Origin of the sequence: Tenacibaculum piscium, assembly GCF_021390715.1 — a bacterium.
Taxonomy (GTDB): domain Bacteria; phylum Bacteroidota; class Bacteroidia; order Flavobacteriales; family Flavobacteriaceae; genus Polaribacter; species Polaribacter piscius.
This window is the reverse complement of the sequence record NZ_JAJGWT010000001.1, coordinates 332002-347157: the sequence shown is the minus strand read 5'-3', so window position 1 is coordinate 347157 and position 15156 is coordinate 332002. Positions and strand designations below refer to the sequence as shown.

Below are 15156 nucleotides of genomic sequence, written 5' to 3'. Positions count from 1 at the left end.
ATGGAGAATCCATTCAAAAAAATGTTACATAATGAAGAATTGCCAGAGGTACTTAAAAATAAAGTACTTAAAGATGTGGCAATGATAAAATTATCAATAGATTTGGCAGATCTATTTATGGTAAAGTACCCGAGTACAATTACAGACCTATTAAGTGGAGGAGTATCTAAAAAAGAAACTGAAAAAAACTAAGTAAAATTTAATAATAAAAGAAAAATGAATGTATTACAAATGGATATTTTAGCACCTTTTAAAGATGTTTTTCAAAATATTATTGATTCGTTGCCAACTGCTTTAGGGTTGGTTGGTTTTGTAATTTTAACTTGGTTGATTGTTAAATTTTTCTTGTATATCGTAAGAAAAGGATTGGCTAAAACTAAGATTGATGAATTATCTAAAAAAATAAGTAAAACACCAATTTTTGGGAATTCGACCATAAAAATTTGCTTATCAACAATAATAACGACACTTTTAAAGTGGTTTTTAATATTAACTTTTGTGATGGCAGGTTCCAATATTTTTGGATTGGAAGTGGTATCCGAAGGAATAAAAACTTTTTTTGCGTATTTACCTAAACTATTAACAGCCGTAGGAATTTTTATAGCAGGTGTTTATTTAGGTACTGTTATTAAAAAATCAACACAAACGATGTTTAAATCGTTAGAGATATCTGGTGGAAATTTAGTCGGAAATATTGCTTTTTATTTAATTGTCGTTTTTTTATCGATAACCGCGCTAGATCAAGCAGGAGTTGATACTTCGATTATCAAAAGTAATTTAACACTTTTAATAGGTTCTATATTATTAGCCTTTACGTTAGCGTTTGGTTTTGGTGCAAAAGAGGTGGTAGTACGTTTATTATATGGATATTATTCAAGAAAAAATATAGGCATCGGTCAAAAAGTTATTATTGATGATGTGAAAGGTGTTGTTACAGCAATTGATAACATTTGTTTAACAGTTACAACAGCAGAAGGAAAAGTTGTTTTTCCTATTAATGATATTGTAAATGGTAAAATAGTTATTGAAAATTAGCAGTTTATCTAATTTTTATTTTATATTTGTCGTCAATTATTTAAAATAATTAAAAAAAATGATAGATTTCGGGGGACTTCTATTTTATAGGTAAAGATTTATCTTTACTATTATGACCACCGAAAGGTGGTCATTTTTTATTATAAGTGACTTTTAATAAAAAAGTGTGTCATAATTGTATGAAGTAGATTTTGGGGGACTTCTATTTCATATTTATAAAAATGACTTTCTTCAATGAAAGTCATTTTTCTATTACTTTAATTTATATACTTGTTTTTACTTTTGATATTTTATTTTTTAGAATTAAATAGTAAGTTTAAAGGTTTTAAATTAGTTGAACTATTCAAGGTAAAAAAGCGACTATTATAGTCGCTTTTTTTGTTGATGTTTTTTATTTTGATACTTTAATTTTTAGATATCTTTTTTTACTCAAAAGACAAGTGCAAAAAGACACCTCTTGTTCCTAAATAATCGATAGGATCTGTCCATTGACTTGGGCTGTTAGTGTCGGGTACTAATTCATTATTAATGGCGAAAACGCCTCTTATTGATGGTGAAAATTTAAAGTAACTTAAATAAAAATCGACACCAATACCAAGTTCATACATAAAGTTATTAGAAGTTGTTCTAAATTCTCCAACAACATTATCATCTTTATTTTTTTCATTACTCGAAAAATTATAATCATATGAAATACCGCCTAAAACATAGGGTCTAATATTATTCATTCTATTGGTACTTGCTTTTAAAATAAAGGGCAAGTGTAAATAGGTAGCACCAACTTCTCTGGTATTTAGGTTTTCGGAGCCTTCAATGTGCTTAAAATGTAAGGTTTTTGTGTTTGACATTAAGCCAGGTTCAAAGCGTAGATTCAAATTATTATGTAATTTTATATCGGCAATTAACCCCACATTAAATCCAACGGAAGTTGAAACTTCTACTTCCGAATTATCAAAAGAACTCGGTTTGTAAGCTACCTTATAACCGTTATTATTTACGCCTAAGTAGAAACCATAATGAAAAATTGGTTTATCAAAACTAGGCAGATTTAATATTTTTTCGGTTTGTGCTTGTACCGAAATTGAAATCAATCCGAAAAATCCTAAAAAGAAAAGTTTTTTTAACATATTATTTTAAAGCGGTATAAATTGAAGCAACTCCAAAGGTTACTGGTAAATTAGTTACTTCTTTAAACCCATTTTTTTGTAAAATATTGTTAAACGCTTGCCCGAAAGGAAAAGAATTTGCACTTTCTGATAAATAAGAATAGGCAACTTTATCGTTTGAAAATAATTTTCCAATAATAGGAAGTATAAAATTGGTATGAAATTTATAGCCTTGTTTGAACGGAAATTTTGTAGGATTAGACGTTTCTAAGATGACTAATTTTCCGCCAGTTTTTAAAACTCGGCGTATTTCTGTCAATCCTTTGTCTAGGTTTTCAAAATTTCGAACTCCGAAAGAAACGGTAATTGCATCAAAAGTTTCGTTTTTGAAAGGCATATTTTCGCTATCGCCCACAATCATTTCTATTGTGTCGCTTAAATTTTCTTTGGATATTTTCTGTTTACCAACTTCGAGCATTCCTGCTGAAATATCCAAACCAACAATTTTTTGAGGATGTAAACTTGCCATCATTAGGGCTAAATCACCTGTACCTGTTGCGATGTCTAAAATTTGTTGTGGATTATTTTCACCAACTAATTTCACTACTTTTTTTCGCCAACTAACGTCAATTCCTAAAGAAATAACACGGTTTAATCCGTCATAATCTTCCGAAATATTGTCAAACATTTTTACTACTTGTTCTTTTTTTCCTAAGTCAGAATCTTTGTATGGTTTGATTGTTTTTGACATTCTTTTGATGTTGTTTTAGGTGTTGTTTTTGCTATTTATTTTAAAAAATTATCCGTTAATGGCAACGACTTCATTAATTTGATTAGGCAACATTTCTTTCAACATTGTTTCGATACCATTTTTTAAGGTTACTGTTGATGACGGACATCCGCTACATGCTCCTTGCAAAATTACATTGACTCTTTTTGTTTTTTCATCATAGGATTGAAATGCAATATTTCCTCCATCAGAAGCCACGGCAGGTTTAATATATTCGTCTAAAATATCGACAATTTTAGCTTCGGTATCGGTTAAATCTTCCTTTGGAATTTCTACATTTTCCGTTGTTTTTTGCTTTGGAAGTTCTTTGATAATTGTTTTTCCATCTTGAATATAGCTTCTGATAAAAGAGCGTATTTCTTGATGTACTTCATTCCATTCAATCATATCATATTTTGTGATTGACACATAATTTTCAGAAATAAAAATTTCTTTTACGAATGAAAACCCGAATAATTCTTGTGCTAATGGTGAAGATTTGCTTGCTTCTTCAATGTTTTTAAATTCGACATCGGTTTGCGTAAGTGCTTTGTTTGAACCAAATTTCATTACTGCAGGATTTGGTGTTACTTCGGCATATATTTCAACGGCTTCTTTTTTGGTATTTGTTTCTTCTACCAATTTATTTCCTTGTTGCAAATAGTTTTCAATTTGCTCACGAAGTTCTTCTTCAACATCTTCCCACTGTACAATTTCATAGCGTTGAATTGCGATGAAATTGGCGGTAATTAATATTTTTTTCACAAATGGAAGGTGAAAAAGTTGTTGTGCTAAGGGCGAATTTTTAGCTTCGTCTATATTGTTAAATTCATAACTTCCACCGTTCACTAAAATTGAATTACTGATAAATTTCAGAATGGTTTCGTTATTTGTTTCTTGTATATTTATTTTGATTACGCTCATAATAAGGTATAGAATAGGGTGTAAAAATGAAGTACAAAATTACGGTAAAAAATTGAGATATGTATATATAATAAAATCCTGCAAAAGCAGGATTTTAGTGTTTAAAATTTGTTACGTTTTTGTTGATTTACAGGCTAAAAGTAATTGTTCCTAAAACGTTAGATGTTTTAGTATTACTATTGATATCTCCTAATTGATATGCGGTATAAAACTGTTTTTTTTCTCGTTTCGTATAGGCGATATCAAAGGTTATATTGCCAAAATTATAGCCTAAACCTGTTGAAAAACCGCTTGTATTATCTTTATTGGTGTTTGCACCTAAAACTAAATTAGGGTTTTTTTCATAATGATATCCTGCACGAATGCTCATTTTATCGACACGCCATTCTGTACCAATATTCAAGGTATGTGTATTTCGATAATCGTTTGCAAAACTGGCATTTTCTTTAGAGAAATCGCCGTCATTAAATTTGGTATTTGTGTAATCTTTGTAAGTGTAATCAATACTGATAAGCCCTTTTTTTCCGAAGATATACGCGCCACTTAGGGTTATTTTGCTAGGCGACTTAAAACGATATACATTCTCTGTAAAAGGATTATCACTTTCGTAATCATTTTCAATAACTGGAGTTGTTACATCAAAATAACCGATATAATTTTGATAAATCACATCATTTTCATCAAAAGGAATTAGGTTACTTTGTTCAAAAACTTCTGAATACCAAGTGGGCGTTTCGTAGGCTAATCCTGCTCGAATATGCTGATTAAATTTATAAATAACACCAAAATTTAATGAAAATCCATTAGCATCAAAATAACTGTCCTGCACGTTAAATGCATCGAGTGTATTTCCATTTTTATCATTATTAAATTCATTTATTTTTAGAAGTTGTTCAAATTCAAGATTATGAAAATTTAAGCTAGCTCCCACAAATAATTTCTGTTGATAGACGCTTGAAAATCCAACGCTAAAAACGCTACTTTTTCCTTTAGTTTTATTCTCGATATATTGTTCTTGTGGCGCATCAAAAATAATAGAAGCATCGTTTATGTGTTCGGTAAAATAAGCGTTATTGCTGTTTCCGTTTGCGGTATAAAGGCTGTTAAAATCTTTTTTAATTCGATAATTAAAGCTTAATGCAAACCGATTCCAATCAGAATCATAGGCGGTATCAAAAGTTAAAATTGCGCCTGCTTGGCTGATGTTAAATTCATTATTTTTAGTGTTATTTTTATTCCCATAATATTGGGTTGCGTAGTTGGTATTTTGATTTTTTAAAGTAGCGGAAAGCACACTTTTTGTACTCACAGATGCTCCTGCAGGATTAATTCCTACGGAAGAAATATCGCTACCTAATGCTCCAAAAGCACCACTCATGGCTTCAAAACGAGCTGTTCCGTAATTGGCATCTTCAGAAAATAAAACGCCTAATTCATTGTAATTTAAAGATTGAGAAAAACCTGTATAAGTGCTAGCGATAAGCATTGCTAAAGTTAAGAATTGTTTCATTTTGATTTTATTTTTTTTAAAAATTAGCGTCTGCTAGAACTTGTATTGTTGCGCTGATTTCTAGAAGAAGAGGGTCTGGTATATGTTTTTGAACTTCTAGTAGTATTTCTTGTTGATGAACTTCTTGTTGATGAATTTCGGGTATTTCTAGATTCTCTAGAAGAATTATATGTTCTTCTAGGAGTACTTCTGTTATTTCTAGTCGATTTATTTCGATTTGAATTAGCGTTTCTTCTTGTTGATGAATTTCTGTTAGAATCTTCGTTATTATAATTTCTAGTGCTTCTTCTTGAGGGAGAATATTGTCTATTAGTACGAGAATTATTTTTTCTGTAGGTTTTGTAATTGTTGTAATTGCGGTTGTTTCTGCTATTTTTCAGTCTATTACCTCTGTAATGATTTCCGCCACTACGAGTTCTTGAGTAATTGTTATTGTAGTAATTATTTCTATAATAATATGGTGTATTATAGTAGTGATTTCTGTAATAAGAATTTCCATAATAGCTGTAATATGGATTATAATAAGGATTGTAATAATTGTTTATTCCAATATAAATTCCAGTGTGAAAATTGGTGTAAACATCGTTGTAAAAACCGTTATTATAATAATTATTATATCGCCAATGATTGTAGTATCCCCAACGTGGTCGGGTGTTTATAACGATTACATTATTTATATTATTGTCGTAATTATCATAATTATTGTAATTATCTTGATTGCGATATCCCCAAGGTTCATGAGATGTATAATTTCTATTATTTTGTTGATTATCATCGTAATAACGATCTTCAGGAGTATTATTATCATCATTTCTTTTAGAGCTATAATTTTCAATATCTGTAAAAATATCGGTATTATTTAAGTCATCTAAACGATTTATTTCTTTGGTAAAATAATTTTCTTGATTGTTATTTTTGGAAGCAAGAGTTTCTTCTTTAGTTTGTTTTTTGCTTTGTTCTAGCTGTTTCTGTTGATATTCTTTTTGTTGTTTCTGACGTACTTCTTTTAAAGTAATATCATCGGCATAAATTCCATCATCATCACTGCTAACATATTGTGTTGTTCCACAGGAAACAAGCGTTATTATCATAAATAATGATGCTATATACATGGGAAGTTTAAATTTTTTATGGAATAACATCATGGTTTAAGTTTTAAGTTGTTTGTTGGGCTTGTCGCCTTTTTTAACGTAATTTTGCAGTGACAATTTACGCATAAAAAATAACAATATTTATGCCAAACTTTTGATTATGAGCAAACATTTAACAAAAAGAGACGAAGATTACTCGAAATGGTATAACGAATTAGTGGTAAAAGCTGATTTAGCTGAAAACTCGGCCGTTAGAGGCTGTATGGTGATTAAACCCTACGGATATGCTATTTGGGAAAATATGCAAAAAGAGTTAGATAGAATGTTTAAAGAAACAGGACATCAGAATGCTTATTTTCCGTTGCTTGTACCCAAAAGTTTATTTGAAGCAGAAGAGAAAAATGCGGAAGGATTTGCGAAAGAATGTGCTGTTGTAACGCATTATCGTTTAGAAAATGATCCTGATAACAAAGGGAAATTACGAGTTGATCCGAACGCAAAATTAGAAGAAGAATTAGTAATTCGTCCAACATCGGAAGCAATTATTTGGAATACTTATAAAGGTTGGATTCAATCACATAGAGATTTACCTTTATTGATAAATCAATGGGCAAATGTGGTTCGTTGGGAAATGCGTACCCGATTATTTTTGCGTACTGCAGAATTTTTATGGCAAGAAGGACATACGGCACATGCAACAAAATCCGAAGCTATTTTTGAAGCAACACAAATGCAAGAAATATATGCAACTTTTGCTGAAGAATTTATGGCGATGCCCGTCATAAAAGGGAAAAAATCGGAAAGTGAACGTTTTGCTGGTGCAGAGGATACGTTAACCATTGAAGCATTAATGCAAGATGGAAAGGCATTACAAGCGGGAACATCGCATTTTTTAGGGCAAAATTTCGCCAAAGCTTTTGATGTAAAATATACGTCAAAAGAAGGGAAAAAAGAATATGTTTGGGCAACTTCTTGGGGAGTTTCTACGCGTTTAATTGGAGGATTAATTATGACGCATTCCGATGATGCAGGTTTAGTTTTACCGCCAAAATTAGCTCCAATTCAGGTTGTAATTGTACCTATTTATAAAGGTGATGACCAATTAGAAGCAATTTCTGAAAAAGTAGACGTAATTGTAAAAGAATTACGTAAAAAAGGAGTTTCTGTTAAATTTGATACCAGAGATACTTACAGACCAGGTGCTAAATTTGCAGAATACGAATTAAAAGGAGTTCCTGTAAGAGTAGCAATGGGAAATCGTGATTTAGAAAACGGTACGGTTGAAATTGCGCGTCGTGATACTTTTGAGAAACAAACTGTTGCTATTGATGGCGTTGTTGATTTTATCACTAATTTATTAGAAGAAATTCAGGAAAATTTATTTAAAAGAGCTTTAGATTATAGAGTAAATCATACCACGGAGGTTGAAACTTTTGAAGAATTTAAGGATGTTATTGAGAATAAAGGCGGTTTTGTTTTGGCACATTGGGACGGAACGGAAGCTACGGAAGATAAGATAAAAGAACTTACAAAAGCTACGATTAGATGTATTCCTAATGATTCGAAAGAGGAGATAGGGACGTGTATTTTCACGGGAAATCCTTCTACAAAAAGGGTTCTTTTTGCGAAAGCATATTAAATTACGTTTTTAATTTGGTAAGAATATTTTAAAAAATCCTGCATTTGCGGGATTTTTTTTTGGAGCTATTTCCCGCTTTCCGCACTCGCTCTTTTTTTGAAGAAAAATCAAAAAAAGGAGCTCAAACAATTGCTTCAATCGGGGCTAAGCTTATTTACGATGATTATTTTTAACTATTAGGTTTCGTTTTTTTTATAAAATTTTCGACAATTTGATTTTGTAGGCGTGAACCTATGTGTTCGCCCTTTTTATAGTAAAGAACCATTCGAATTAACAGGTTCTTTATTGTTTTTTCGTGAATCTTTATACGTAAAGTAATATTGAATAAAAATTAAATAACTTTTTAGTATTTTTTATTTTAGGGTTTAAGTTGTTTTAAATCAGGTTTTTTTGATGTTTTTTGAGTACGTTCTTTGAAATTTATAAATAAAAAAATAAAAAATACTTGTGTAAATAAAAAAGAGTTGTATATTTGCACCCGCAATCAGATAAATTGTTTGTCACGGTCCGTTCGTCTAGGGGTTAGGACGCATGGTTTTCATCCATGTAACACGGGTTCGATTCCCGTACGGACTACAATTTTAAACTGAGTTTATAAAAATTCATTGTTGTTTTTTTATTAAAGCAGAAGTTCAAAAATTAAAATTAAATTAATTGTAGATATGTAAATTTATTGTATATTTGCATTCTCAATCAGAAAGATTGTTTTGGTCCGTTCGTCTAGGGGTTAGGACGCATGGTTTTCATCCATGTAACACGGGTTCGATTCCCGTACGGACTACAAAGTTTTTTATAAACCTTTAAGAATTTAGTATAATGGCAAATCACAAGTCAGCAATAAAAAGAATCAGAAGTAACGACGCTAAGCGTTTAAGAAACAAATATCAGCATAAAACAACACGTAATGCTGTTAGGAGATTAAAAGCTTCAGAAGATAAAGCAGAAGCACAAGGGATGTTCTCTACAGTTGTATCTATGTTAGATAAATTAGCTAAGAACAACATTATTCACAAGAATAAAGCTTCTAACTTAAAATCAAAATTAGCTAAACATGTAGCTTCTTTATAAGAATTTAAGTTTTCTTAAAATTTTAAAAAAACGCTTCGATTTATCGAAGCGTTTTTTCTTTTACAATTGTTTTTTAGAATAGTATAAAATATTTTAAGAGTGATTTTAGGGATCAAGTATAATATTATTGAATAGTGTTCTTAAATTAGACTCTAAAAGTATCTATTTTCTACGTTTTATGAAGTAAAATAAATTTCCTTTGAAAAGGGTAATTTTTAATGCTTGTTTCGGGTAAAAATCTTTTGATTGTACTACTTCTGATTGATATTCTCTTCTTCTGAATAAAAATGAACTGAATTTATTTTAGTAGCAATACTATTAATAGCCTGTTTAAATTTCATCTGAAAAAAATATAGTGGCAAAAAATGACGGTAAGGAGTTAAAACCCCTTGCCATACTATTTTGATGTTACAAAAATTTTTGGAATAAAATTTAAACAGGCTCTAAAATAATCTAAAATTTCTTCCAGTAAAAAAGACTTGGCTAAAGTTAGAGCCTGTTTAAATTTCATCTGAAAAAATATCACAGAAAAATAAGAAATAGAATCTGTCAACCTGAATTTAGTTCAGTTTCGCATCCTGATTTATTGTATTTTTAGTTTTTTGATGATTCTAGTCAATTGGAGTTATTTTAATGACTAAAAGGAATTAAAATTGTATCGAGAATTTGAATTCTTTTATATTGATGAATTTTATACTAAAAAAGTTCTTGATATAATTTTTTTGAAGGAACAAATCACTCGAACTGACAGTTTATGTAATTTTTAAACAGGCTCTAAATAATCTAAAATTTCTTCCAGTAAAAAAGACTTGGCTAAAGTTAGAGCCTGTTTAAATTTCATCTGAAAAAATATCACAGAAAAATAAGAAATAGAATCTGTCAACCTGAATTTAGTTCAGTTTCGCATCCTGATTTACTGTCATTTTTAGTTTTTTTGATGATTCTAATCAATTGGAGTTATTTTAATGACTAAAAGGAATTAAAATTGTATCGAGAATTTGAATTCTTTTATATTGATGAATTTTATACTAAAAAAGTTCTCGATATAATTTTTTGAAGGAAAAAATCACTCGAACTGACAGTTTATGTATTTTTAAACAGGCTCTTATATAATTAGTTGTTTTTTACTGTCTTTATTTCAGGAACTATTATTTATGTCAAAATTAATAGTTAATTAACCTACAGATAATGAGCTTGTTCCATTTTTTGTTTTAAATTTAGTGTTTTTTTATTAAAAAAATTTGTGAAATATAAAAATAGCTTCTATATTTGCAACCGCTAAGGAGATAAATAATGACCTGGTAGCTCAGTTGGTAGAGCATCTCCCTTTTAAGGAGAGGGTCCTGGGTTCGAGCCCCAGCCCGGTCACTAAAAAGCTTCTCTTATTAATAAGAGAAGCTTTTATCTTTTTATAGCTTTGGGGAGATACCAAAGCGGCCAACTGGGACGGACTGTAACTCCGTTGTCTTACGACTTCGCAGGTTCGAATCCTGCTCTCCCCACAAAACCTCTATCCTTTTTGATAGAGGTTTTTTTGTGCTTAAAATTTCATCAATAAAACTTTATTTCAAAACTGATATAAATTATCCTAAAAAGCTGAAAATTTTGGCTAATAAGAATGCAAAACGGAGCTAAATTCAGGTTGACGGATTCGATTTTCTACAATAAAACCGAATTGAATAAAATTTAAACAGTCTCTAAAAAAATAAATAACTTTTATTTGTTTAGTAAGTATAAAAAGATGTATCTTTGCACTCGAAATCGCGGGATAGAGCAGTAGGTAGCTCGTCGGGCTCATAACCCGAAGGTCACTGGTTCGAGTCCAGTTCCCGCTACTAAACAAAGAGTAATCAGAAATGATTACTCTTTTTTTTGTTAAAAAAAGTCTAAAACAGTAAATTTTATTTAATGTAACGTTATTTGATGTAGAAAGATGTTATTTTTACTAAAAATTGAATAAAAACGATTAATCATATAATAATGAGCAAATTAATACTACTATTTACTTTTATAATAAGTGTTACTTGTTATGGACAAATAGAAAATCCTGTAAAATGGAGTACCAAAGTCGAAAAAATTTCTGATAAAGAAAGTGAATTAATAGCCGTGGCAACACTAGAAAATCAATGGTATATTTATTCTCAAAAAATAGATAAAGGAGGACCGATACCAACCTTATTTTCGTTTACAGGAGATAAACGTTACATGAAAAAAGGAAATACTAAAGAAGGAAAAGGACTCGTGGCAAATGACGAAATATTTGAAATGCGTATTAAATATTTTGAAAATAAAGCCATTTTTACACAAAGAGTTCGCTTAAAAACGAATGAAAAATTTACCATAAAAGGTACCGTTGAATATATGGTATGCTCAAAAGAAAGCTGTTTGCCTCCAGAGGAAGTTGCTTTATCTTTTAAAATTAATTAATCAACCAATAAACTTATTTCAAAATTAAATGAAAAATATATATATCATATTTTTAACGTTATTGATTAACGTATCTGTTTCAGGTCAAATATTTAACCCGATTCAATGGAGTACCAAAGTCGAAAAAATTTCTGATTCAAATTATAAATTAATAACGCAAGCTACCATCAAAGAAGGCTGGAGCTTATATTCGCAAGATGTACCCAAAGGAGGTCCTATTCCAACAACATTTACCTACGATGATAACGGTGGCGATTTAAAAATAATAGGAAATACTAAAGAACCAAAAGGAAAAGTAAAATTTACAAAACTCTTTAGTGACCAAGGAATGAATATTAAATCATTCGCTAATAAGGCTGTTTTCATACAAGAAATAACGATAAACAATGCCAATCAAAAAATAAAAACCGTAAATGCTTTTGTTGAATTTATTGCCTGTACAGACGAGCAATGTTTGCCTCCAAAAGAAATTGATTTAGTTTTTGATATCAGTAAAGCCGTTTTAAAAAAACAAAATACTACCGAAACAACAAAGTCCGTCAATAAAGAGGAAACTAAGAAAGATAAAAGAGGACTAATTGCTATATTTTTTATCGCTTTTTTATCAGGATTTGCCGCTTTATTAACGCCCTGTGTTTTTCCAATGATTCCAATGACCGTTAGTTTTTTTACCAAACAAAGTAAAAATAAAGCAAAAGGAATTAAAAATGCTATTATTTATGGAGTATCAATTATCGCCATATATGTTTTGCTAGGTACTGTTGTTACTTGGGTTTTTGGAGCAGATGCTTTAAATGCATTATCCACTAATGTTTGGTTTAACATTGCTTTCTTTTTAATTTTAGTGATTTTTGCCATTTCTTTTTTAGGTGCTTTTGAAATTACCTTGCCAAGTTCATGGGCAACAAAAGTAGATGCAAAAGCAGATAAAGGTGGTTTAATAGGTATCTTTTTTATGGCATTAGCCTTAGCGATTGTTACTTTTTCTTGCACAGGTCCTATTGTGGGAACATTATTGGTTGAAGCGGCATCAAAAGGAGGTGTAGCACCAATTGTAGGAATGTTAGGTTTTTCATCAGCAATAGCATTACCATTTGCTTTATTTGCCGCATTTCCTGGTTGGTTAAATTCATTGCCAAAATCGGGAGGTTGGTTAAATACCATAAAAGTTGTTTTAGGATTTTTAGAATTAGCCTTAGCTTTTAAATTTTTATCAAATGCCGATTTAGTATTACAAGCACATTTCTTAGAAAGAGAAGTATTTATCGCTATTTGGATTGCTATATTTGGAGCATTAACCTTATACTTATTAGGTAAAATTAAATTACCGCACGATAGCCCAGAGCATCATATATCCGTAGGAAGATTGTGTTTTGGTTTGGTTGTAGGAACATTTACCTTATACATGTTGCCTGGTTTATGGGGAGCTCCTCTGAATTTAATAAGTGCTTTTCCACCACCACAATATTATAGTGAATCTCCGTATGGCGTTGGATATACCAAACAAAATGCCTTGATTGTTGGAAATAAAAATACAGATCCTCAACTTGATAAATTAGTTAATTTACCAGAAGGAGCGCATATAATGCCTCCACATGATATCATTTCATTTCATGATTATGATACAGGTGTAGCGTATGCTAAAAAAGTAGGAAAACCTATAATGATCGATTTTACAGGACACGCTTGTGTAAACTGTCGCAAAATGGAACAAAATGTTTGGGTACAACCTAAAGTATTGGATATTTTAAAGAATAAAGTAGTGCTAATTTCGCTATATGTCGATGATAAAAGAAAATTAGAAGAAGATGAAATTGTAGTTTCTAAATTAAATCCGAACAAAAAATTAAAATATATCGGGCAAAAATGGAGCGAATTACAAACCATAAAATACAAGGCAAATTCACAACCTTTTTATGTATTGATGGGACACGATGAAGCAAATTTAATCGCTCCAGCATCTTACACACCAGATGCCAATGAATATTTTAATTGGTTAGAAAAAGGAATTTCAAACTTTAAGAAATAGTCAAATTAACGTTGAAAAGTCATGCTAAATTTATTGTAGCATCGCATAAAATAAAAAACACTTTAGATATATCTAAAGTGTTTTTTTGTGAATACTATTGCGTTCTAATTTTATTTATCAATATAAATAAAACACATATATAAGCTGATTTTAATTATTTTAAAGGATATAATTTTACATCCTTTCCTAACCAAGCTTGTAATTTTGCGTAAATTTTTTGTTGATCTTCTTTTGAAAAATCTTTAATTCTAGTCGCATGAGAACCACCTTCTAAAACCATTTTTAATGCATCAACGCCTTCTTTTGGTGTTGGTCCACAAGCACCCCAAGGGTCGTAAGCTCCTTGAATATATAAAATATTTGTACCTTTTGTTTCAATATAATTTCTGATTTCTTTAATGTATTCAGGATTATACGTTAAATCTACATTTTTAGGAGCAAATCTACTATTACTAGAACTTTTAACAACTTTTAATAAATCTTTTACAGGTTCTAAATCGAAACCATAATATCCTAATTCTCTAATATGCTGATAAAAAGAAGGCAAAAGTTTATTGAATCCTGCATCATTATAAACATAAAAACCAGAAATTTTATTTAAATAGTTGAATAATTCTTCTGCTGAAGCATCTTTTGAAGGTAGATCTTCACATTTTCCGCTTCCCCATTGCCAGAAAGAAAAAGGAAATTCTAAAACAGCATATTCTAGCGCTTCTTCTTGAGAAAGTTCCGTAAAGTTCATTTTTTTAGTTTCAGCATGTGTTGCTAATAAGGCTAAAACTTCTTTTCTGTTATTTAAAACGGCTCTTTGAAAAGTTTTAATATCAGCTCTACATTCGTCGCTACCAACTGAATTGATTAAATCATTGGTTCTTGGGTCTTCTAATCCGTTAATTAACGGTGCAACATACGGCACGGCAACATCAATATCTTTTGGATATTTAGCTTTATAAATTAAGGTCGTTTCTCCTCCTTTACTAATTCCTGATGATAACCATTTACCAGCATATACGCTTTTTAATTTGGTAACAATGTTATGATAATCTTCAATAGCATTGTCGTTGGTTAAATATTTCCAAGGAATAGAATCGGGTCTTGATTTTCCATACATTCTGTATTCTACAATTACTTGATTGGCTTTGAATACTTTACTTAATTCAGTTGTTCTATTTCTAGAATCATATCCATCGGTAATTAAAACCGTTGGACTGTTGTAATCGGCATGTGAAACATACATGTAATGGTCAAAAGTTCCTTCCGAAGGATTTTTAGGATTTAAATGTTGTTTCAAAACAACTCGGTAGGCTTCGGTAAAATGATCTTTGGCTTCAATAGAATCTATTTGAGCTTTTGGAAACGTTGTTTGTAATTGTTGTTTAAATGATACGATTTTTTTTTCTGTAGTTGTTTTACATGATGCAAAAACGACTAAAGATACAAGTAGGAATAATTGTAGTTTTTTCACTTTATTAATATTTTTTGATAAAAATACAGGCTTTATGGTGTTTGCTCTGATATTATTTTAACAAGTATATTGCTTATATTGGTATATATGTAG

At 30.3% G+C, this 15156-nt stretch carries 12 protein-coding genes and 5 tRNA genes; 11 read left to right on the top strand and 6 right to left on the bottom strand.

All coding sequences use genetic code 11. The annotated features are described in order from the left end of the window. Together L0U77_RS01565 and L0U77_RS01560 are read left to right on the top strand one after the other, a co-directional pair. Complete coding sequence (locus tag L0U77_RS01565; protein WP_101918084.1) at positions 1-192, top strand: hypothetical protein; 192 nt, start codon at positions 1-3, stop codon at positions 190-192. Between the two features lie 24 nt (positions 193-216). Next, positions 217-1035, top strand: a complete 819-nt coding sequence (locus tag L0U77_RS01560) for a mechanosensitive ion channel family protein (RefSeq protein WP_101918083.1) — start codon at positions 217-219, stop codon at positions 1033-1035. Between the two features lie 425 nt (positions 1036-1460). On the opposite strand, the gene porT is transcribed toward L0U77_RS01560, so the two are convergent. The 5 genes from porT to L0U77_RS01535 form a co-directional block, all read right to left on the bottom strand. Beyond that, positions 1461-2162 (bottom strand): type IX secretion/gliding motility protein PorT/SprT, encoded by a 702-nt coding sequence (porT, locus tag L0U77_RS01555; RefSeq protein ID WP_233900649.1) that lies wholly within the window; start codon positions 2160-2162, stop codon positions 1461-1463. 1 nt (position 2163) lies between these two features. Further along, entirely contained in the window at positions 2164-2892 is a 729-nt protein-coding gene (gene ubiE, locus L0U77_RS01550) for a bifunctional demethylmenaquinone methyltransferase/2-methoxy-6-polyprenyl-1,4-benzoquinol methylase UbiE (protein WP_233883769.1), read from the bottom strand. 48 nt (positions 2893-2940) lie between these two features. After that, a complete protein-coding gene (locus tag L0U77_RS01545) occupies positions 2941-3834 on the bottom strand; it encodes a NifU family protein (RefSeq protein ID WP_233900648.1) in 894 nt (297 codons plus the stop codon). A 127-nt stretch (positions 3835-3961) separates the two neighbouring features. Beyond that, on the bottom strand, positions 3962-5344 hold the full coding sequence (locus L0U77_RS01540; RefSeq protein WP_101918079.1) for an OmpP1/FadL family transporter: 1383 nt from the start codon (positions 5342-5344) through the stop codon (positions 3962-3964). 23 nt (positions 5345-5367) lie between these two features. Then, the gene (locus L0U77_RS01535) at positions 5368-6489 is read right to left on the bottom strand and encodes a hypothetical protein (protein ID WP_233896862.1); all 1122 of its coding nucleotides are present in this window, start codon (positions 6487-6489) and stop codon (positions 5368-5370) included. 106 nt (positions 6490-6595) lie between these two features. On the opposite strand from L0U77_RS01535, the gene proS reads away from it, so the two are divergent. From proS to L0U77_RS01490, 9 genes are all read left to right on the top strand, one after another. Continuing rightward, positions 6596-8074: a proline--tRNA ligase gene (gene proS / locus L0U77_RS01530; protein ID WP_233896863.1), complete on the top strand. Its 1479-nt coding sequence runs from the start codon at positions 6596-6598 to the stop codon at positions 8072-8074. A 504-nt stretch (positions 8075-8578) separates the two neighbouring features. Beyond that, positions 8579-8650, top strand: a tRNA-Glu gene (locus L0U77_RS01525). A 133-nt stretch (positions 8651-8783) separates the two neighbouring features. Next, a tRNA-Glu gene (locus L0U77_RS01520) sits at positions 8784-8855 on the top strand. Between the two features lie 35 nt (positions 8856-8890). Beyond that, entirely contained in the window at positions 8891-9142 is a 252-nt protein-coding gene (gene rpsT, locus L0U77_RS01515) for a 30S ribosomal protein S20 (RefSeq protein ID WP_101918076.1), read from the top strand. Between the two features lie 1295 nt (positions 9143-10437). After that, positions 10438-10510: transfer RNA gene (locus L0U77_RS01510), tRNA-Lys, on the top strand. A 51-nt stretch (positions 10511-10561) separates the two neighbouring features. Continuing rightward, positions 10562-10644, top strand: a tRNA-Tyr gene (locus tag L0U77_RS01505). Positions 10645-10904: 260 nt separating this feature from the next. Continuing rightward, positions 10905-10977 (top strand) — tRNA-Met (locus tag L0U77_RS01500). 145 nt (positions 10978-11122) lie between these two features. Beyond that, positions 11123-11569: a protein-disulfide reductase DsbD domain-containing protein gene (locus L0U77_RS01495; RefSeq protein ID WP_233883775.1), complete on the top strand. Its 447-nt coding sequence runs from the start codon at positions 11123-11125 to the stop codon at positions 11567-11569. A 28-nt stretch (positions 11570-11597) separates the two neighbouring features. Then, complete coding sequence (locus tag L0U77_RS01490; RefSeq protein WP_233898170.1) at positions 11598-13598, top strand: protein-disulfide reductase DsbD family protein; 2001 nt, start codon at positions 11598-11600, stop codon at positions 13596-13598. 154 nt (positions 13599-13752) lie between these two features. On the opposite strand, the gene L0U77_RS01485 is transcribed toward L0U77_RS01490, so the two are convergent. Continuing rightward, positions 13753-15063, bottom strand: coding sequence for a S28 family serine protease (locus L0U77_RS01485; protein ID WP_233900647.1), 1311 nt, complete (start codon positions 15061-15063; stop codon positions 13753-13755). Positions 15064-15156: the final 93 nt, after the last annotated feature.

Excerpts from the sequence above, each read along its gene's own strand:
- L0U77_RS01565 (WP_101918084.1), top strand. The coding sequence starts at position 1 with ATGGAGAATCCATTCAAAAAAATGTTACATAATGAAGAATTGCCAGAG.
- L0U77_RS01560 (WP_101918083.1), top strand. The coding sequence starts at position 217 with ATGAATGTATTACAAATGGATATTTTAGCACCTTTTAAAGATGTTTTT.
- porT (WP_233900649.1), bottom strand. The coding sequence starts at position 2,162 with ATGTTAAAAAAACTTTTCTTTTTAGGATTTTTCGGATTGATTTCAATT.
- ubiE (WP_233883769.1), bottom strand. The coding sequence starts at position 2,892 with ATGTCAAAAACAATCAAACCATACAAAGATTCTGACTTAGGAAAAAAA.
- L0U77_RS01545 (WP_233900648.1), bottom strand. The coding sequence starts at position 3,834 with ATGAGCGTAATCAAAATAAATATACAAGAAACAAATAACGAAACCATT.
- L0U77_RS01540 (WP_101918079.1), bottom strand. The coding sequence starts at position 5,344 with ATGAAACAATTCTTAACTTTAGCAATGCTTATCGCTAGCACTTATACA.
- L0U77_RS01535 (WP_233896862.1), bottom strand. The coding sequence starts at position 6,489 with ATGATGTTATTCCATAAAAAATTTAAACTTCCCATGTATATAGCATCA.
- proS (WP_233896863.1), top strand. The coding sequence starts at position 6,596 with ATGAGCAAACATTTAACAAAAAGAGACGAAGATTACTCGAAATGGTAT.
- rpsT (WP_101918076.1), top strand. The coding sequence starts at position 8,891 with ATGGCAAATCACAAGTCAGCAATAAAAAGAATCAGAAGTAACGACGCT.
- L0U77_RS01495 (WP_233883775.1), top strand. The coding sequence starts at position 11,123 with ATGAGCAAATTAATACTACTATTTACTTTTATAATAAGTGTTACTTGT.
- L0U77_RS01490 (WP_233898170.1), top strand. The coding sequence starts at position 11,598 with ATGAAAAATATATATATCATATTTTTAACGTTATTGATTAACGTATCT.